Origin of the sequence: Pseudomonas sp. C2B4, assembly GCF_013359695.1 — a bacterium.
Taxonomy (GTDB): Bacteria; Pseudomonadota; Gammaproteobacteria; order Pseudomonadales; family Pseudomonadaceae; genus Aquipseudomonas.
In genome coordinates this window covers 38,242-56,372 of sequence record NZ_JABFMU010000024.1, presented here as the reverse complement: position 1 = coordinate 56,372, position 18,131 = coordinate 38,242, and the positions used below count along the sequence as shown (strand labels likewise).

At 58.9% G+C, this 18,131-nt stretch carries 16 protein-coding genes and 1 pseudogene; 9 read left to right on the top strand and 8 right to left on the bottom strand.

All coding sequences use genetic code 11. From position 1 onward, the window contains the following. Window positions 1–78 precede the first annotated feature (78 nt). Window positions 79–1,575, top strand: a complete 1,497-nt coding sequence (gene xylB / locus HNQ83_RS16785) for a xylulokinase (RefSeq protein ID WP_175389953.1) — start codon at window positions 79–81, stop codon at window positions 1,573–1,575. A gap of 13 nt (window positions 1,576–1,588) precedes the next feature. Further along, on the top strand, window positions 1,589–2,533 hold the full coding sequence (locus HNQ83_RS16780; protein WP_175389952.1) for a carbohydrate kinase: 945 nt from the start codon (window positions 1,589–1,591) through the stop codon (window positions 2,531–2,533). Between the two features lie 103 nt (window positions 2,534–2,636). Here the strand turns inward: HNQ83_RS16780 and HNQ83_RS16775 are convergent, their stop codons facing one another. Continuing rightward, on the bottom strand, window positions 2,637–3,938 hold the full coding sequence (locus HNQ83_RS16775; RefSeq protein WP_175389951.1) for an OprD family porin: 1,302 nt from the start codon (window positions 3,936–3,938) through the stop codon (window positions 2,637–2,639). A gap of 446 nt (window positions 3,939–4,384) precedes the next feature. Here HNQ83_RS16775 and HNQ83_RS16770 point away from each other — a divergent pair, with 446 nt between their 5' ends. Continuing rightward, window positions 4,385–4,657 carry a DUF2790 domain-containing protein gene (locus tag HNQ83_RS16770; protein WP_175389950.1) on the top strand — a complete coding sequence of 91 codons (273 nt, stop codon included), beginning with the start codon at window positions 4,385–4,387 and terminating at the stop codon, window positions 4,655–4,657. A gap of 86 nt (window positions 4,658–4,743) precedes the next feature. Beyond that, window positions 4,744–5,139, top strand: coding sequence for a hypothetical protein (locus HNQ83_RS16765; protein ID WP_175389949.1), 396 nt, complete (start codon window positions 4,744–4,746; stop codon window positions 5,137–5,139). Here HNQ83_RS16765 and HNQ83_RS16760 read toward each other — a convergent pair. After that, window positions 5,136–5,408, bottom strand: coding sequence for a DUF1652 domain-containing protein (locus HNQ83_RS16760; RefSeq protein WP_175389948.1), 273 nt, complete (start codon window positions 5,406–5,408; stop codon window positions 5,136–5,138). The genes HNQ83_RS16765 and HNQ83_RS16760 overlap by 4 nt on opposite strands. Before the next feature lie 285 nt (window positions 5,409–5,693). Here HNQ83_RS16760 and eco point away from each other — a divergent pair, with 285 nt between their 5' ends. Beyond that, window positions 5,694–6,176: a serine protease inhibitor ecotin gene (eco, locus tag HNQ83_RS16755; protein WP_175389947.1), complete on the top strand. Its 483-nt coding sequence runs from the start codon at window positions 5,694–5,696 to the stop codon at window positions 6,174–6,176. A 132-nt stretch (window positions 6,177–6,308) separates the two neighbouring features. On the opposite strand, the gene HNQ83_RS16750 is transcribed toward eco, so the two are convergent. Both HNQ83_RS16750 and HNQ83_RS16745 read right to left on the bottom strand, forming a co-directional pair. Next, window positions 6,309–7,232: a magnesium transporter CorA family protein gene (locus tag HNQ83_RS16750; protein WP_175389946.1), complete on the bottom strand. Its 924-nt coding sequence runs from the start codon at window positions 7,230–7,232 to the stop codon at window positions 6,309–6,311. 7 nt (window positions 7,233–7,239) lie between these two features. Next, complete coding sequence (locus HNQ83_RS16745; protein ID WP_256669026.1) at window positions 7,240–8,814, bottom strand: RimK family protein; 1,575 nt, start codon at window positions 8,812–8,814, stop codon at window positions 7,240–7,242. A 92-nt stretch (window positions 8,815–8,906) separates the two neighbouring features. On the opposite strand from HNQ83_RS16745, the pseudogene rimI reads away from it, so the two are divergent. Next, a pseudogene (rimI, locus tag HNQ83_RS16740) lies at window positions 8,907–9,386 on the top strand (ribosomal protein S18-alanine N-acetyltransferase); the annotation flags it as partial. A 184-nt stretch (window positions 9,387–9,570) separates the two neighbouring features. Here the strand turns inward: rimI and HNQ83_RS16735 are convergent. Together HNQ83_RS16735 and HNQ83_RS16730 are read right to left on the bottom strand one after the other, a co-directional pair. Next, window positions 9,571–10,722 (bottom strand): PQQ-dependent sugar dehydrogenase, encoded by a 1,152-nt coding sequence (locus tag HNQ83_RS16735; RefSeq protein WP_175389945.1) that lies wholly within the window; start codon window positions 10,720–10,722, stop codon window positions 9,571–9,573. Between the two features lie 51 nt (window positions 10,723–10,773). After that, window positions 10,774–11,133 carry a hypothetical protein gene (locus HNQ83_RS16730; RefSeq protein ID WP_175389944.1) on the bottom strand — a complete coding sequence of 120 codons (360 nt, stop codon included), beginning with the start codon at window positions 11,131–11,133 and terminating at the stop codon, window positions 10,774–10,776. 193 nt (window positions 11,134–11,326) lie between these two features. On the opposite strand from HNQ83_RS16730, the gene HNQ83_RS16725 reads away from it, so the two are divergent. Further along, window positions 11,327–12,187: a Ku protein gene (locus HNQ83_RS16725; RefSeq protein ID WP_175389943.1), complete on the top strand. Its 861-nt coding sequence runs from the start codon at window positions 11,327–11,329 to the stop codon at window positions 12,185–12,187. 110 nt (window positions 12,188–12,297) lie between these two features. On the opposite strand, the gene lpxO is transcribed toward HNQ83_RS16725, so the two are convergent. Continuing rightward, window positions 12,298–13,197: a lipid A hydroxylase LpxO gene (lpxO, locus tag HNQ83_RS16720; protein WP_175389942.1), complete on the bottom strand. Its 900-nt coding sequence runs from the start codon at window positions 13,195–13,197 to the stop codon at window positions 12,298–12,300. A 493-nt stretch (window positions 13,198–13,690) separates the two neighbouring features. Between lpxO and HNQ83_RS16715 the strand changes: the two genes are divergently transcribed. Together HNQ83_RS16715 and HNQ83_RS16710 are read left to right on the top strand one after the other, a co-directional pair. Beyond that, window positions 13,691–15,277 carry an ABC-F family ATPase gene (locus HNQ83_RS16715; RefSeq protein WP_175389941.1) on the top strand — a complete coding sequence of 529 codons (1,587 nt, stop codon included), beginning with the start codon at window positions 13,691–13,693 and terminating at the stop codon, window positions 15,275–15,277. A gap of 281 nt (window positions 15,278–15,558) precedes the next feature. Further along, window positions 15,559–16,746, top strand: coding sequence for an MFS transporter (locus HNQ83_RS16710; RefSeq protein WP_175389940.1), 1,188 nt, complete (start codon window positions 15,559–15,561; stop codon window positions 16,744–16,746). Window positions 16,747–17,003: 257 nt separating this feature from the next. Here HNQ83_RS16710 and HNQ83_RS16705 read toward each other — a convergent pair whose 3' ends face one another. Next, window positions 17,004–18,041: a dienelactone hydrolase gene (locus HNQ83_RS16705; protein WP_175389939.1), complete on the bottom strand. Its 1,038-nt coding sequence runs from the start codon at window positions 18,039–18,041 to the stop codon at window positions 17,004–17,006. Window positions 18,042–18,131 lie beyond the last annotated feature (90 nt).

Here is an 18,131-nt window from a genome sequence, read left to right as displayed (position 1 = left end):
GAATGCAATCCCCTGTGGGAGCGAGCCTGCTCGCGAATGGCTTCACCGGGATCGATCTGACCCGACAAGGATTAACTAATGGCAACCCAACAACTCTTCCTGGGCATCGACTGCGGCACCCAGGGCACCAAGGCCTTGATCCTCGATGCCCTCAGCGGCCAGGTCCTGGGCCAGGGCGCCGCCGCGCACAAGTTGATCAGCGGCGCCAATGGCCGGCGCGAACAAGACACGGCCCAGTGGCTGGAGGCATTCACCCTCGCCACGCGCCGCGCCCTGCTGGCGGCCAACGTCGATGGCCAGCACATTCTCGGCATCGGCGTTTCCGGACAGCAACATGGCCTGGTGTTGCTCGACGATCAGGGCCAGGTCCTGCGTCCGGCCAAACTCTGGTGTGACACCGAAACCACCGCGGAAAACGATCGCTTGCTGGCGCATCTGGGCGGCGAACAAGGTTCACTGGAACGCCTCGGCGTGGTCATCGCGCCGGGCTACACCCTGTCCAAGCTGCTGTGGACCCAAGAGCAGCACCCCGAGATCTTTTCCCGCATCGCCCGCATCCTGCTGCCCCACGACTACCTCAATTTCTGGCTCACCGGCCGCAGTTGCAGCGAGTATGGCGATGCGTCGGGCACCGGCTATTTCAACGTACGCAGCCGTCAGTGGGATTTGCAGTTGCTGCGCGACATCGACCCCACCGGCCGTCTGCAAGCGGCCCTGCCGGAACTGATCGACGCCCATGCGGCGGTTGGCACCGTGCTGCCGGGCATTGCCGAGCACCTGGGCATCAATCCGCAAGCGCTGGTGTCCAGCGGCGGTGGCGACAACATGATGGGCGCCATCGGCACCGGCAATATCCATCCCGGTGCAATCACCATGAGCCTGGGTTCTTCAGGCACGGTGTACGCCTATGCCGATTCACCGACAATCAGCGCCGACGCGGCGGTCGCGACTTTCTGTTCCTCCAGCGGCGGCTGGCTGCCGTTGATCTGCACCATGAACCTGACCAATGCCACCGGTGCGATCCGCGAGTTGTTCGACCTGGATATCGAGTGCTTCAACGCTCTGGTGGCCCAGGCGCCCATCGGTGCCGAAGGCGTGTGCATGCTGCCGTTCCTCAACGGTGAACGGGTTCCCGCCCTGCCCCAGGCCACCGGCAGCGTGCTGGGATTGACCATGACCAACCTGACCCGGGCCAACCTGTGCCGAGCCGTGGTCGAAGGCACGACCTTCGGATTGCGATATGGGCTGGACCTGCTGCGCCGCAATGGCTTACAAAGCCGCAGCATCCGGTTGATCGGTGGCGGTTCGAAAAGTCAGGAGTGGCGACAGATCGTCGCCGACACTATGGACACCCCGGTCATCTGCACCGAACAAAGCGAAGCCGCGGCCCTTGGCGCGGCGATTCAGGCAGCGTGGTGCACATCCCGGGCACGCGGGCGCAAGGACAGTCTTGCGGATTTGTGCGAGCGTTGCGTAAAACTCGACACGGCCAGCGAAACCCGGCCGATTGCAAAGAATGTGGCGGCTGCGCAACAGGCCTATGAACGCTATCAACAGCATGTCGCAACCCTTTAAAGAGTGAACAATTATGTATCTGGTGTGTGGCGAAGCGCTGTTCGATTTCTTCAGTGAAAACGATGCCAGCGGTCTGGCTTCAAAAGTGAATTTCAAGGCCATTGCCGGCGGCTCGCCATTCAATGTGGCGGTGGGCCTGCGTCGCCTGGGCGTGGACGCGGCGTTGTTTGCCGGGCTGTCCACTGACTATCTGGGTCGACGCTTGTTGCAAGTGCTGCAGGATGAAGGCGTGCGCACGGACTATCTGCTGGATTTCGCCGCGCCCACCACCCTGGCGATGGTCGCGGTCGGCGCCAATGGCTCGCCACATTACAGTTTCCGGGGCGAAGGTTGTGCGGACCGACAACTGAAAGCCGAGCACCTGCCTGAGCTGGGACCTGAGGTACGAGGCTTGCACATCGGTTCATTTTCGCTGGTGGTACAACCGATCGCCGATACCTTGCTGGCGTTGGTACGGCGAGAAAGCGGCAAACGCCTGATCAGCCTCGACCCGAACGTGCGGCTCAACCCGGAACCGAATATCGAACTGTGGCGCTCACGGATCTCTACCCTGGTCGAGCATGCCGACCTGATCAAGGTCAGCGACGAGGATTTGAGCCTGCTGTATCCCGAACAGGATCCTGAGCGGGTCATCGAGGGCTGGTTGCAGCACCGTTGCCAGTTGGTGTTCCTGACCCGAGGGGGTGAAGGCGCGACGGTGTTCAGTCGGGCTCACGGCGCGTGGTCGGTGCCGGCCTGTTCGGTCAAGATTGCCGATACCGTGGGAGCTGGCGATACGTTTCAGGCGGCGTTGATTACCTGGTTGACCGAGCGGCAGCTGGATTCGGTTGAGGGGGTTGGGCTGCTGAGTCGTGAGCAGATCGACGCGATGGTGCGCTTTGCGGTGCAGGCGGCCGCCCTGACCTGCAGCAAGACAGGGCCGGATTTGCCGTATCGGCAGCAGTTAGAACATCAGTGAAGCTGTAGCTTCTTCGCGAGCAGGCTCGCTCCCACAGGTTTTGTGTTCACTGAAGAACCACTGTGGGGGGGCGAGCCTGCTCGCGAAGGCATTCTGTCAGACGCTACAGCACCGAAAAGTTGTAGCTGATGATCAAGCGGGTTTCATCCACATCCCGGGCAAACTGTTCGTAGTTGGTGCGGTAGGTCGCATTGCGCAGCCGCAGGCTGACATCCTTGAACGTCCCGCTCTGCACCACATACTTGAGCTCGCTGTCGCGTTCCCACTCTTTACCCTCCTGATCGCTGCCCGGCACTTTGATGTGGTCGCCGCTCACGTAGCGTGTCAGGAAGGTCAGGCCGTTGAGGCCGATGGCCTTGAAGTCGTAGTCGTAGCGCAACTGCCACGAGCGCTCCTGCGCGGCGGCAAAGTCGTTGACCTGCACGTAGTTGACCAGATAGGGATTGGTGCCATCCAGGTACGGCATTGAGTTATCGCCGTTCATGCGCTGCCAACCGGCGCTGAAGGTATGACCGCTGATGGCATAGGCCAGCATTCCACTCAGGGCGCGGTTATCGATGGAGCCGGCGCGGGCGCTGCCGCTGTCGGCACTCTTGAGCAGGCGCATATCCGCCTTGAGCACGCCCTCACCCAGCGGCTGATTCGCCAGCAAGCCGAGAAAATGCTGGCGATAGATGTCTTCCAGTTCGGCGTAGTGATACTGCGCGGTCAGCCGTTCGTTGATCCTGTAGTCAAAGCCATACATATCGAAATGATCGGCGGTGATGTTGCAGGCATAGCGTTTGTTCTTGCAATGCACGCGGATGTCCTGGGCGTCGGTGGAGTCCCGGGCGGTGTATTTGTCCAGGCGCGCGGCCATGAAAGACAGATCCTTGACCTCTCTGGAAGTGAGCATCGCGCCGTTGAACATCGTCGGCAGCAGGCGTCCGTCGTTGTATTTGAGCAGCGGCACATCGGGCAACAACGCACCGTACTTCAACACGCTTTGCGAAACACGCACCTTGGCGGTCAGGCCGAGCTTGGCGTATTGGTCCACCGAACCCCTGGGGTTATTGCCGCTGGACGGCAGCAGGCCACTGTTGCTGCTGTCCGGGCTGGAATCGAGCTTGATTCCGAGCATGCCCAACGCATCGACACCGAAACCGACGGTACCCTCGGTGTAGCCCGATTGCAGATTGAGAATGAAGCCCTGGGCCGATTCTTCGCGCTTGGACGCACCCTGCTCGTTGGACGTGTGCCCGTCACGAAAATCACGGTTGAAATACACCGTGCGCGATTCGATGCTGGCGTGGGTGTCATCGATAAAACCGCTCGCCTGGGCCGGCCCGGTAAATCCGGCGCACAGGACTAATGCGCCGAAGCCGAATGACTGGCGCGCGGTGATCAAGGTAAAGGGGGAACGCATCAAAAACTCCAACAGTGCTGCGGGAGCGCCGGGGCGCACGCAGCCAGAAATAGCCTTCGCCCGGACCAGTGACTGGCCGGGTAAAGTGAACACGCGGGGGTGAGCGGCAATGATGGCAGGATGCTTTTTATCGCTGCAGACGACTTTAGTCTGAATGTGTAGGAGCGAGCTTGCTCGCGATGGACGTGAACGATTACGCGTGCCTCCGGGTATCACGCGTCGCCTTGCAGGTTTTTCCCGGGCAAGCTCGCTCCTGCAGCGGTTACTCATCACAACCCGCCGAACGGTAGTGGCAAAGCGACAGGTGGCGTTCAGGCGGGTTAACCAATGCTTAATCGTGCGGTCAAATACTCACTGGACCGCACGACTTCAGAGTCCACTGATGCCCAGTGCGGCACGTTCGACGACACGTCGAGCTGACTTCCGCCTGCACTGGAGATCGCCCCATGAACTCGCGCGCCCTGCTTGTTTCCGCTGCCCTTGTCTGTGCCCCGTTTACCGTTATGGCACAGGCCAACGATACTGCCTCCTCTGAAGCCGTGCCCTCCTACCACTACGGCATGCCTCTGCACGTCGGCAAGGTCATTGACCTGACAGAACCCACCACAATGGACTGTGAAGTGATCACAGCGAAAATGACCTACATCGATGAGCAGTCGGGCAAACCTGCTGAGCTCGCTTACCGAAAACTTTCTGACGCGTGCAGTTATCAGAACTGACGGAGAAGTCTGAAATAACACCTTGCGGTATTCGTGTGAGGGTTCTGGCGCTATGCTCTAGTCCCTCACTGCCGCAAGGACTCGCCATGCAGTTATCGTTTCGGACGTTGTCGACGTTCACCGCCTCGTTGTGTTTGTTATTGGCTTTGGTCTGGGGTCTCACCCCCGACTGGATGCTCGCCACCTGGGATATCGAATACTCACTTACGGCGGGCCTGATAGCGCGACGCACGGCGGTGCTGTTCGCGGTGTTGGGCGTCATGTTTTTTCTGGTGCGTAACGAGGCGCCCTCCGTTGCCCGCAGTGCGCTGAGCAATGGCTTCATGGTCGGTTGCTGGGGATTGGCGATACTGGGCTTCGGTGAATGGCTCAACGGCCATGCCGGTCCGGGTATTCTGCTGGCAGTCGGGGTGGAACTGGCGCTGGGCCTGGCTTTCTTCCAGACCCGGCGCGTGTCGGTGGAGCTTGAAGCGCCGGGCTAAAGTGCTTTACGCACCGTTTGAGGGCTCACGGGTTCCACGTAGTGATGCGCAAGATCGGTACGCAATACCCCGATCAGGTCATTGATTTCCCGGCAGCCATTGAGTTGCCGGGCATCGATGCCGGTCCTGAAGAGATCCAGCTGATCGGTTTCCCCATCGGCGTACACTTTTACAGTCATGGTCAGTTCCGGCGACAGCGTGCATTGGCAGCGCTTCGGCAGGAAGCTGCTTTCAATGATATTGCGAAGTTCCAAGGCAGAAAGAAACATGGCGACCCTCTCCTTTTTGTGAGACTGCCAATCAACCATCGACGCCGACTCTCTTGAAATCCCGGCCAGCTTTAGAACAGCTACAGCATAAAACATGCCTTGAAATACGCCCGGTTGTTCATCGGCAAATCAAGGATTTATGTAACAGCTCATTTACACCTGCCTTGCAGTTTGCAAGAAGTCCGTGAAAGCGCCCTGCAATTTGCACACACTCGCCTGTTTGCATTAGTCGTCGGCGGCGGTAAAAATTCGACCTCCACATTTGTATATATGCAAGGAGGCAACATGGGTTCCATCACCGTTCACGCAACAATCGGGCTGATCGTGTCTGCACTGTCGAGCGTCGTACACGCAGCGAATCTCGAAAAAATCGCGCCTTACCCTCAACCTGAAAACGGATTCTCCCGCCAGGTCATTCACCTCACGCCACAAACCCTGGAAAACGACTTCAAGGTCGAAATCCTCGCCGGCAAAACCCTGACCGTCGACTGCAACCTGCAGCGTCTGGGCGGTACGCTTGAAGAGAAAAACCTCGAAGGCTGGGGTTATCCGTTCTACCGCCTGGAAAAAGTCATGGGCCCCATGAGCACCATGAAGGCCTGCCCGGATGGCAAGAGCAAACAGGACTTCGTACCGGTGGTCGGTGACGGCTTCATGCTGCGCTACAACAGCAAACTGCCGATCGTGCTCTATGTGCCCAAGGACGTCGAAGTGCGCTACCGGATCTGGTCGGCATCGAACAAGGTCGAAAAAGCTTTAAACGAGTAACGCAGATGACTTGATCCAGCATTTGCAGCGCTACTGATATTGTTTTTCGCGAGCAGGCTCGCTCCCACAGGGGAATGCACTTCAACTGTGGGAGCGAGCCTGCTCGCGAAGGCGGTAGAACCGTCACCCCATTCATTTAGCCAAGCGCTTGAGCCCAAGCACCATCCCTCCCGCCCCCAGCATCATTGCGGTTAAAAACAGCGGATACGCCACCCACCACGGCGTACCCGCCGTCATCATGCTGAACTCGGACATGCCGCCAATACTCGCAATCAGGTTCAACGGCAGGAACACAACGTTAATCAACGTCAGTTTGCGAAGCAGGTTGTTCATGCTGTTGTTCATCAGGTTGCCGCGCGCGTCGATGAGCCCGGAGAACACCGTCGAGTAGATTTCAGCCTGTTTGTAGCATTGGTTGTTTTCGATGATCAGGTCGTCGATCAGGCTGATGGCATGGGCGTCGAAGTGTTCCTTTTGCGCATGATTGCGCAGACGGGTCAGGACCGCACCGTTGCTGTGGATCGCGTTGATGTAATAGATCAGGCTTTCGCTGAGGTTGAACATCTGGATCAGGTGCTGGTTCTGCATCGATGCATTGAATTTCTGCTGCAACTCCCGGGCGACCAGCTTGATGACTTTAAGGTGGCCCAAATAGTGATGGATGTTGTTGAACAACAGATCGAGCAACACATCCTGCGGCGTGTTCAGTGCCTGTCCCCTGCCGAGCCCGCTGAGCGGTGCATCGTCGGTCGCAATCACCAGCAAGCGGTCCGGGCAAAGCAACAGGCCGCAGGAGGACACTTCGAAGGCCAGGCTGTCGGCCCCCGAGTAGTTTTCCGGGCGCTTCCAGATCAGAAACAGGTTGTCGGGGTGGAACTCGATGCGTGAAACCTCGTCGGGGTCCAGCGCCGACGCCAGGGCGTGCTCATCGAGCTTGAAGTGGCTGTGCAACAAATCCCTTTCGGCGGCATCGGGGTTGCTGAACAGCATGACATCGGCGTCCAGGCAATCGACGGCACTCAACGCGCCGTCAGACAATTGAAAACGCTTGATCATCGGCCGCTCACCAGGCCTGACCGCGACGTTTGAGCTCCAGGCGCCGGACGAACTCTTCCAGCACCAGTGAATACAGATCGTCTTGCAGGTAGGCATCCTCGATGCCAGCGTCCATGTTCGGGTTGTCGTTGACCTCGATCACCACCACTTTGTCACCCGACTGTTTGAGGTCGACCCCATAGAGGCCGTCGCCGATCAGGTTGGCCGTTTTCACCGCCAGTTCCACCACCGCCCGCGGCGCCTCGTGAACCGCAAGCGTGCGGCATTCGCCGTTGATGTCCTGGCCCTTGGCCTTGTGGTTGTAGATTTGCCAGTGGCCCTTGGACATGAAGTATTGGCAGGCAAAGATCGGTTTGCGGTTCAGGACACCGATGCGCCAGTCGTACTCGGTGTAGAAGAACTCCTGTGCCAACAACAGCACCGAATGCTCGAACAGCTCGGCGGTGGCTTCAAGCAGGGCCTGTTGGCTTTCGACCTTGATCACGCCCCGAGAGAAGCAACCGTCGGGGATTTTCAGCACCAGTGGAAACCCCAGGCGTTCGCCAACCCGCTCGAAGTCTTCCGGTCGCTCCTTGTAGAGGATTTCGGTGGCCGGCATGCCCAATCGATGGCTCTTGAGCAGGTCGGTCAGGTAGACCTTGTTGGTGCAGCGCAGAATCGACGTCGGGTCGTCCATCACCACCAGTCCTTCACTCTCGGCTTTCTTGGCGAAGCGGAAGGTGTGGTTGTCGACGCTGGTCGTCTCGCGGATCAGCAGACCGTCGTATTCGGCAATTCGCGCATAATCCTTGCGCTCAATCAGTTCGACATCAATGCCCAGCGTCCTGCCGACCCTGACAAAGTTGTCCAGCGCCTTGGCATTGGACGGCGGCAACGCTTCCTGTGGATCGTGCAGGATGGCCAGGTCGTAACGGGCCAGCCGTCGTGAACGCGGCTGGCGCCAGATCTTGCGACTGAAACTGTCGAGTGAGTGGGCAAACTGATCTTCCTGGTCTTCGCGCAACTTATGCAGCGCGCCGGACTTGATACCCTCGATGTGCCAAGCGTTAGTTCGGCGAAACTCAACTAACAAAATCGGGCAAGCAAACACTTCGAATAACTGTCGCGCCAAATCCTGCAAGGGTTCGATATGAGTCTTGCCAAAATAAAGTGTCAGGGTAAAACCTTCGGTATCGCGGTAAACATGATGGCTAAGGGCTTTTTCTAGGGTTTTGTCCAGATCATCCAGTGCCAGCCCGTAAAGTGATTTACGGGTCAGTTCACTGATGGTCCGCACCGACGGAATGACTTTGTGCCCACGGGCTTCTGCCAACAACGAGCAGTAGTAACCATGCCCTAGGTACTTGTAACTACGGCACAGGTTGATCACCTGAACACGCTTGCCCTGCTCGTTATCACGGGTTTGCTCCAGGTATTCCTGGGCTGTGACGATGTCTTCGCTGGGGAAATAGGACGCCCAGTCTTCCTTGCGCTCGACGATAATAATCAACTGACTGGAAGTTCTGTTCGCGTCATTTAAAAAAGTTGCCGTCGGCAAAGTTTGCTCGGATACTTCGCGCCAATGACCTTGTACCGCTGACATAGTGATTGATCCGTTGGAGAACAAGACCTTTCCTATTAAGCACGAACTTTTTCGAAAGTCCCGTTTCGTTACGCAACTTTTACGGCGGTCATATGAATACGCTTTTTCGTTTAGCGGTAATGGAAGACCTACCCGCGCTGCTGAAACTTGAGGAGCAATGCTTCACCACCGATCGACTCAGTAGTCGCAGCTTTCAATGGATAATCAGTCGCGCCCACGGGCAACTGCTCGTGGCCCAGTGCGACGGGCAGTTGTTGGGTTATGCGGTTGTGCTTTTCCACCGGGGCAGACCGATGGCGCGTCTGTATTCGATTGCCATCGCGGCCCGGGCGCGGGGCAATGGGTTGGGCAAGCAGTTGCTCGATCGCGTAGAAGGCATTGCCCTGGAACGGGACTGCGCCTATGTGCGGCTGGAAGTGCGTACTGATAATCCGGCAGCGATTGCCCTGTACGAGCGCAACGGCTACAGACGCTTTGCGCTGATTCACGACTATTACCAGGACCATGCCGACGCGCTGCGCCTGGAGAAACGCATTCTCCAGCACTGCGAGGCACGCGAAATTCAAGCGCCTTAGGAGGGGACAAATTAAGGGCGATGGTGATTCTCTATTGCCGATGTAAACCTGTGGCGAGGGGATTTATCCCCGTTCAGCGGCGAAGCCGTCGCAAGACCTGTTTGCACAGGTTGTCTGAAAGAATGCTGGGGGCCGCTCCGCAGCCCAACGGGGATAAATCCCCTCGCCACAGGGTTGTGTGTTACTTCAGGCCAATCCTGTACAGCCCCCCATCCTCTTCGTCCGTCAACACATACAAATACCCATCCGGCCCCTGCCGCACATCACGAATGCGCTTGCCGAGTTCACCCAGCAAGCGCTCTTCGTGAACCACTTTGTCGCCGTCCAGTTGCAGACGAATCAGTTCCTGCGTCACCAGTGCGCCAATGAACGCGTTGTGCTGCCAGGCCTTGAAACGATCACCGTCATAGAAGGTCATGCCGCTCAAGCCCGGAGACTTTTCCCAGACATGATGTGGCCCACGAGTGCCTTCGGCGGTTTTGCCGTTGGCTTCCGGGATCGGTTGGCCTGAATAGTTGATGCCGTGCGTGGCCAGCGGCCAACCGTAATTCTTGCCACGTTCGATGATGTTGACCTCGTCACCGCCCCGGGGTCCGTGCTCGTTTTCCCAAAGGGTACCGGTCCACGGATTGAGCACCGCGCCTTGCGGATTGCGAACGCCGTAGGCCCAGATTTCCGGGCGTACGCCGGACTGGCCGACAAAGGGGTTGTCGTTCGGCACCTTGCCATCAGGATAGATGCGTACGATCTTGCCCTGCAGCTTGTCGAGGTCCTGGGCGGTCGGGCGATCGTTGTTCTCTCCCAGGGTAATGAACAGATAGCCATCGCGGTCGAACACCAGTCGCGAGCCGAAATGATTGCCAACCGAAAGTTTGGGTTCCTGGCGGAAAATCACCGTGAAATTCTTCAGGTTCGTCAGATCTTCGGACAACTGCCCGCGCCCGACGGCCGTGCCGGCCTTGCCATCCTGGCCGCCACCTTCGGCGTAGGACAGATAGATCGTACGGTCTTGCCTGAAATCCGGTGACAACGCCACATCCAGCAAACCGCCCTGCCCTTTGGCCCAGACTTTTGGCACGCCATTGATCGGTGCGGACAGCTTGCCCTCGACGGTCACCACCCGCAGATTGCCGGGGCGCTCGGTCACCAGCATGCCCTTGCGATCCGGCAGAAATGCCAGTGCCCAGGGATGTTCCAGGCCCTGGACAATGGGCGTGACCTCAAGGGTGCCTTGTTCGCTTTCCATGTCCCGGGTGGGTGCCGCAGATACAGGCAACGCGGCAGACATCAATACGCTGGCGCAAGCGGTGGCCAGGAGGAGTAGACGCAACATGCACGAATCCTTTTGTCATGAGAATGGCTGGCAGGAACACTTTCCTGCCGTTCAACGGTTGCTGGTGCCCGGGTCTCGTACAGGTGGATTGGGAATGAACTTCGGTGGGCTGGCGGGAACGGATCGCTCCTGCGGATAGCGATTGCCGATGCCACCGTTATCGAGGGTTGGCGGTCGCGGCACAGGCACGGTGTTCGGACCGCGAATGGCCGGGGCACTGGGTTGCGTGCCCTGCATGCTATTGGGGTTGGCCCGGCGGATCGGACTGTTGTAGGGATTGTTGTTGCCACTGTTCGGCAAGTTCTGGGCGACCTGCAACAGTGCAGTTCGTGAAAGATCCTGCGCGTGCACCTGTTGGCCCATAGCGCCGCTCAACGCCAGCAGCATCAGGGCGGGTACGCATCGGTTCATGGGGGAGCCTCTCGACGAATGCGTGAATAGAGTCTTCGATAGCACGCTACGCCCAGGGTTCGGATTTGTTAACCAAAACCTCCACGGCGAGATGTAACACGAAGTTGATCCAATGCCGGCCGCGGGCTGCAAGCCGCTGAAACTTTTGTTCGAGGCTCAGGGTCACCTGATCATCAATGGCGAGTAGACGACCATGGCACGGGCAATCTGGAAAGGCGCAATCAGTTTCGGGCTGGTGCATATTCCTGTGGCGCTGGTATCGGCGACGTCCTCACATGGGGTGGACTTCGACTGGCTCGACAGCCGCAGCATGGAGCCGGTGGGTTACAAGCGCGTCAACAAGGTCACTGGCAAGGAAGTGACCAAGGAGCACATCGTCAAAGGCGTCGCTTACCAAAAGGGACGCTACGTCGTACTCAGCGAAGAGGAAATACGCTCGGCGCACCCGTTGTCGACCCAGACCATCGATATTTTCTCCTTTGTCGACAGCCAGCAGATTCCCTTGCAGAACATCGACACGCCCTACTACCTGGCGCCCGATAAACGCGGCGGCAAGGTGTATGCCTTGCTACGTGAAACCCTCACCCGAACCAACAAAGTCGCACTGGCCCGCGTGGTGTTGCACACCCGTCAGTACCTCGCCGCCTTGATGCCCATGGAGAAGGCCCTGGTACTGGTGAAACTGCGCTGGCCGGCGGAAGTGCGCAGCCTGGATGAACTGGCGCTGGGCCCCGACGTGACCAAGGCCGAACTGGCCAAGGGCGAACTGGACATGGCCAAGCGCCTGGTGCAGGACATGAGCGCTGACTGGTCGCCGGACGACTATCGGGATGAGTTCGAAGACAAGATCATGGCGCTGGTGGACAAGAAGGCCCATGAAGGCAAGATCGAGGACGTTGAAACGGATACGGGAGAAGAGACGCGCAAGACCGCGGATGTCATTGATTTGACCGAGTTGCTCAAGCGCAGTCTGGGTGGCAAGGGGGCAAGCAAGGCGGCTGCCAAGCCTAAATCGACCGGCAAACCGACGGCTGCGAAGAAAGCCAGCAAGTGATGTGCTGAACATACCGGCCCCTTCGCGAGCAGGCTCGCTCCCACAGGGTTTGCGCAGTTCCTGTGGGAGCGGGCTTGCTCGCGAAAGGCGATGTCAGCCTTCCTACCTATTCAAATCAGTACGAAAATCGCCAGCAAACCACCAAAAATCGCCCACTTCTCCAGGTAGTAGAGCTTGCGATTGCGCTTTTTCAGTTCCTTGCCGCGCAGGCGAATCTTGTAGATCTTGCCGAACAGGCGATTGATGCCCCCCGTCTTGTCGCCCGCCTCGTTTGGCGCGCCCGCCGCCGACATCACATGCCGGCTGAACCAGCCATTGAAAGCAGCAGCCCAGCGGTACTTCATCGGACGCTCGACATCGCAGAACAGAATGATGCGGTTTTGCTCGGTGGTGTTTTCGGCGTAATGAATGAAGGTTTCGTCAAACATCACCGCCTCACCATCGCGCCAGTGGTAGTTCTCGCCATCGACGTTGATGTAGCAGCCTGCATCGTTGGGTGTTTCCAGGCCCAGGTGATAGCGGTAGGAACCGGCATACGGGTCGCGGTGACGCACCAGTTTGGAGCCCGGTGGCAACTCGGCGAACATGGCCGCCTTGATCGAGCCGATGCTCTGTACCAGCTCGGTGGTACGCGGGCAAAGCTTCATTGCCGACGGGTGGCTGTCGCCGTACCACTTGAGATAAAAACGCTTCCAGCCGGTCTTGAAGAACGAATTGAAGCCGACATCGTCGTACTGATTCGAGCGCTTGATTTCGCCGGCCCGCAGCAGGTTCTGGCCTTCGGCGCGAATTTCTTCCCAGTGGGTCTGCAATGGACTCAAGTCGGGAAAGTCCGCCGGATCGAGGTAAGGCTTGTTGGGGATTTTCGAGAACAGATAAAGGAAGCAATTGATCGGCGCAAGAAACGTCGAGTGATCGCTCAGCTGGCGACCCAGTTTGTGACGCACGCGCCCCCGCAGGTGGACGTACGCGATGGATACAACGTAGATAGTGGCAATGATGAGTTTCACGGAAATCGTCACACGTCAGAGGTGAACAAACTGCGCCCCCTGCCAGCCAGCGGCTTACGGGTCTTGTGCAGCGTCTGATTACGAAACAGCGGTCCCGGTGCCCGGTCCTTGAGCCATGCCTGATATCGGCATCTGGTAGAAAGATGGCATTTTAGCCACCACCTGTAACCAATTGTTAGCCTTCAAGTGTGAAAATCTGTCCTCCCATACAGCCAAAGCGTCACGGCGGCCTTATTGCCCTATCGCTTGAAGGGCCAGACCAGTACAATCGCCGCCAAACTTTACGCGCCCCCTTGGTTGATGACGGGAAATGACCCCGGCCTCAGCGCACTTCGACTCGGGCCAAGCGCTCCACATGCTGCTGTCCACTTATTGCCAGATGGATCTTCCGCTTCTGACCGGGATGCATTTCCCGTGATCCGAATGGCGGAAACGGGTACTGATTCGGTACTGCCGCACCCTAGCTACTCTGAATGCTTCGCAGGAAAAACCTTTGATTTCTACAGCTAACATCACGATGCAGTTCGGCGCCAAGCCGCTTTTCGAAAACGTTTCGGTCAAGTTCAACGGTGGCAACCGTTATGGCTTGATTGGCGCCAACGGTTGCGGCAAGTCGACATTCATGAAGATTCTCGGTGGTGACCTCGAGCCATCCGGCGGCCAGGTCATGCTCGAGCCGAACGTGCGCCTGGGTAAATTGCGCCAGGACCAGTTCGCCTACGAAGAATTCACCGTGATCGACACCGTGATCATGGGTCACGAAGAGCTGTGGAAGGTCAAGGCCGAACGCGACCGTATCTACTCGCTGCCGGAAATGAGTGAAGCAGACGGCATGGCCGTGGCCGAGCTGGAAACCGAGTTCGCCGAAATGGACGGCTACACCGCCGAATCCCGTGCCGGTGAGCTGTTGTTGGGCCTGGGCATTCCCCTGGAACAGCATTTCGGTCCGATGACCGAAGTCGCGCCAGGCTGGAAACTCCGTGTCCTGTTGGCTCAGGCACTGTTCTCCGACCCGGAAGTCCTTTTGCTCGACGAACCGACCAACCACCTGGACATCAACACCATCCGCTGGCTGGAAACGATTTTGACGGCGCGTAACAGCACCATGATCATCATTTCCCACGACCGTCACTTCCTCAACAGCGTCTGCACCCACATGGCCGACCTGGACTACGGTGAGCTGCGCCTGTTCCCGGGCAACTACGACGAATACATGACGGCGGCGACCCAGTCCCGCGAGCAACTGCTGTCTGACAACGCCAAGAAAAAAGCCCAGATCGCCGAGCTGCAGACCTTCGTCAGCCGCTTCTCGGCCAACGCCTCGAAAGCCAAGCAGGCCACTTCCCGCGCCAAGCAGATCGACAAGATCCAGCTGGCCGAAGTCAAGCCATCGAGCCGCGTGAGCCCGTTCATCCGCTTCGAGCAAACCAAGAAACTGCACCGCCAGGCCGTGACCATCGAGCAGATGTCCAAGGGCTTTGACGGCAAGACCCTGTTCAAGAACTTCAGCTTCACCGTCGAAGCCGGCGAGCGCGTGGCGATCATCGGTCCGAACGGTATCGGCAAGACCACCTTGCTGCGCACCCTGATGGGCGAACTGACCCCGGACGCCGGTTCCGTGAAATGGACCGAAAGCGCGGAACTGGGCTACTACGCCCAGGACCACGCCCATGACTTCGAAGACGACGTCAGCCTGTTCGACTGGATGGGCCAGTGGACTCAGGGCGAGCAGATCATTCGTGGCACCCTGGGCCGCATGCTGTTCTCCAACGACGAGATCCTCAAGTCGGTCAAGGTCATCTCCGGTGGTGAGCAAGGCCGCATGCTGTTCGGCAAGCTGATCCTGCAAAAGCCGAACGTACTGGTGATGGACGAACCGACCAACCACTTGGACATGGAATCCATCGAAGCATTGAACCTGGCGCTCGAGAACTACCCGGGCACGCTGATCTTCGTCAGCCACGACCGTGAGTTCGTTTCGTCCCTGGCCACCCGCATCATCGAGCTGAGCCCGAACGGCGTGACCGACTTCAGCGGCACCTACGATGACTACCTGCGTAGCCAGGGTGTGGTGTTCTAAGGGCAACTACACGCCGTTAGCGTAAAGCTTCAAGTGAAAAGCCCTGTCCTGGTGACGGGGCTTTTTGCATTTCATGGCCTGGATTGTCCTGGGTGCCGAAACCATTCGCGAGCAGGCTCGCTCCCACAGTTGGAACGCATTTACCTGTGGGAGCGAGCCTGCTCGCGAAGAGGCCCTTATTAACACCGATGATTTAGGGGCAAAGTAGTTAGCCTGCTTCCTTTTATCCCACCGCCGCGCCATCATGCAGTTCTCCCACCGCCGCCCGCGAACGAGCCCTCATGTCTGCGCAGCAACAGCCACCGCAAAGCTCCATGGCGATCACCCTGCAGATCGTCTCCATCGTCTTCTATACCTTTATTGCCTTCCTCTGCATCGGCCTGCCGATTGCGGTGCTGCCGGGTTACGTTCACGAACAGCTCGGGTTCAGTGCAGTCATCGCCGGACTGACCATTGGTTCGCAATACCTCGCCACCCTGCTCAGCCGCCCCATGGCCGGGCGCATGTCCGACAGCGTCGGCACCAAGCGCGCGATCGTTTACGGCTTGTCGGGCATTGTGTTGAGCGGCGTGCTCACGTTGTTGTCGACCCTGCTGCAGAGCCTGCCATTACTGAGCCTGGTGATCCTGATCGCCGGCCGCCTGTTGCTCGGGATCGCCCAAGGGTTGATCGGGGTGGGGACCATCAGTTGGTGCATGGGCCAGGTTGGCGCGGAACACACGGCGCGCTCGATTTCGTGGAACGGCATCGCGTCCTACGGCGCCATTGCCATCGGTGCCCCACTTGGGGTGGTGATGGTCGATCAGTTGGGGTTCACCAGCCTGGGGATCGCCCTGTCGGTGCTGGCCGCGTTGGCACTGCTGCTGATTCGCAACAAACCCTCGGTACCCGTGGTGCGCGGTGAGCGCTTGCCGTTTTGGGCCGTGTTCGGGCGGATTGCGCCATTCGGTGCGAGCTTGAGCCTGGCGTCCATCGGCTACGGCACCCTGACCACCTTTATCACCCTGTACTACGTCAACCGTGGCTGGAGCGGCGCGGCGTATTGCCTGACGATGTTCGGGGTGTGTTTCATTCTGGCGCGACTGCTGTTCATCTCCAGTATCAGCCGCTTCGGCGGTTTTACCTCGGCCATTGCCTGCATGACCATCGAGACCATCGGCCTGGCCATGCTGTGGTTCGCCCCTTCGACGGGCTACGCCTTGATCGGTGCCGGCCTGACCGGCTTCGGCCTGTCGCTGGTGTATCCGGCCCTCGGCGTCGAAGCGATCAAGCAGGTACCAAACTCCAGCCGTGGCGCGGGGTTGAGTGCTTATGCGGTGTTTTTCGATCTGGCGCTGGCGATTGCCGGGCCATTGATGGGCGCGGTGGCGCTGAACCTGGGGTATTCGTGGATTTTCTTTGTGGCGGCGTTATTGTCGGTGAGCGCACTGGCGCTGACCTTGCTGCTCAAGCGTCGGGCGATGGATTAGACCCATTACGCTCCCTGTGGGAGCGAGCCTGCTCGCGAAGAGGCCAGTGCATCCGCCAAATTTTCTGCGCCTCGAATGCCGCCTTCGCGAGCAGGCTCGCTCCCAAATTTGAACAGTGTCGTGCGCAGCTCACGTGCCCACTGATGATTCCCTGTGGGAGCGAGCCTGCTCGCGAAGACGGTGTGTCAGGTAACCATGATGTCGGATTTGCCGGCCCCTTCGCGAGCAGGCTCGCTCCCACAGGGGTTCCCGGGTATCTATTGATCCGCGGTCTGCATCCCCGCCCGGCTCGCCTTGCCCAAGGTATGAGCAAAGAAACGCCCGGCCTCGGAAATCAGGTTGCGGTGAATGTCCTCACGGTCGACGCCATCGGCATCGGTGCACAGTGCCGGCATGATGACGATCTGTTCGTCGTTGCACGGCGCCATGAACACGAAGTGCCCTGCCCCGGCCAGCAGCTTGAAGTCCGGCGCCACCGGCAACTTGCGCGCCAGTGCGGCGGCGTTCTTGTCGAAGGGCACCAGTTTGTCGCCGTCGCCGCTGTAGAGCAGTACCGGCACATGCACATCAGCCAGGGTATGCCGGCCGAACTTCAGGCTTAACGGGGCCATCAGCATCAACGCATGGACTCGCGGGTCGGCCACCGGCTGCAAATCATCACGATCGACGATCAGCTCACCCTGTGTATTGCAGGCATCGCGGTCGTCGGGGCGTTCCTGACAGTAACGGCGCAGGCGGTCCAGGTCCGGCGTGGCGCCGGACAGTATCAACGCCGTCTCCCCGCCTGCCGAGTAACCAATGACCCCGACCTGATCGGCATTGACGAAGGGCGCCAGCATACGGTCGCCCAGGGTCGCGGTAATGGCTTCGGAAATCTGGATCGGCCGGCCGTACAGATTGCTCAAGGTGCCGAGACGACTATGGTCTTTGGAGTTGTCGCCCGGGTGAATCACCGCCACCACCACGAACCCCTTGCGCGCCAGCGACGTGGCCAGGTCATGCAGGGCCAGCGGGGTTCCCGTGTTGCCGTGGGACAGCATCAGCATGGGAAAACGACCCATGGCGACTTTAATGTCTTCACCAGCCTCGACCGTGTAGCCCTCAAGCTTGCTGGCGTGCTCTTTTTCGCTGGAGGGATAAAACGCGATGGCGCGCATCGGTTGCAGGTCGAGGGGATCGAGAAAACTCATCTCGTGGTAGCCGACACTCCAGTGAGGGTGCGGCGCAGGGGCGGCGTGCACTGAATTCAGGCTGCTGAACAGGCAAATCAGTAAGGTTGCACAAAGACGCATCATGGGATGCCCCACCTTGTTACCGGATCCGAGACGTTTCCCCTCGACTGCATAACCCGGGCCACTATTGAGCAAAGTATGTAATAGCCAGAA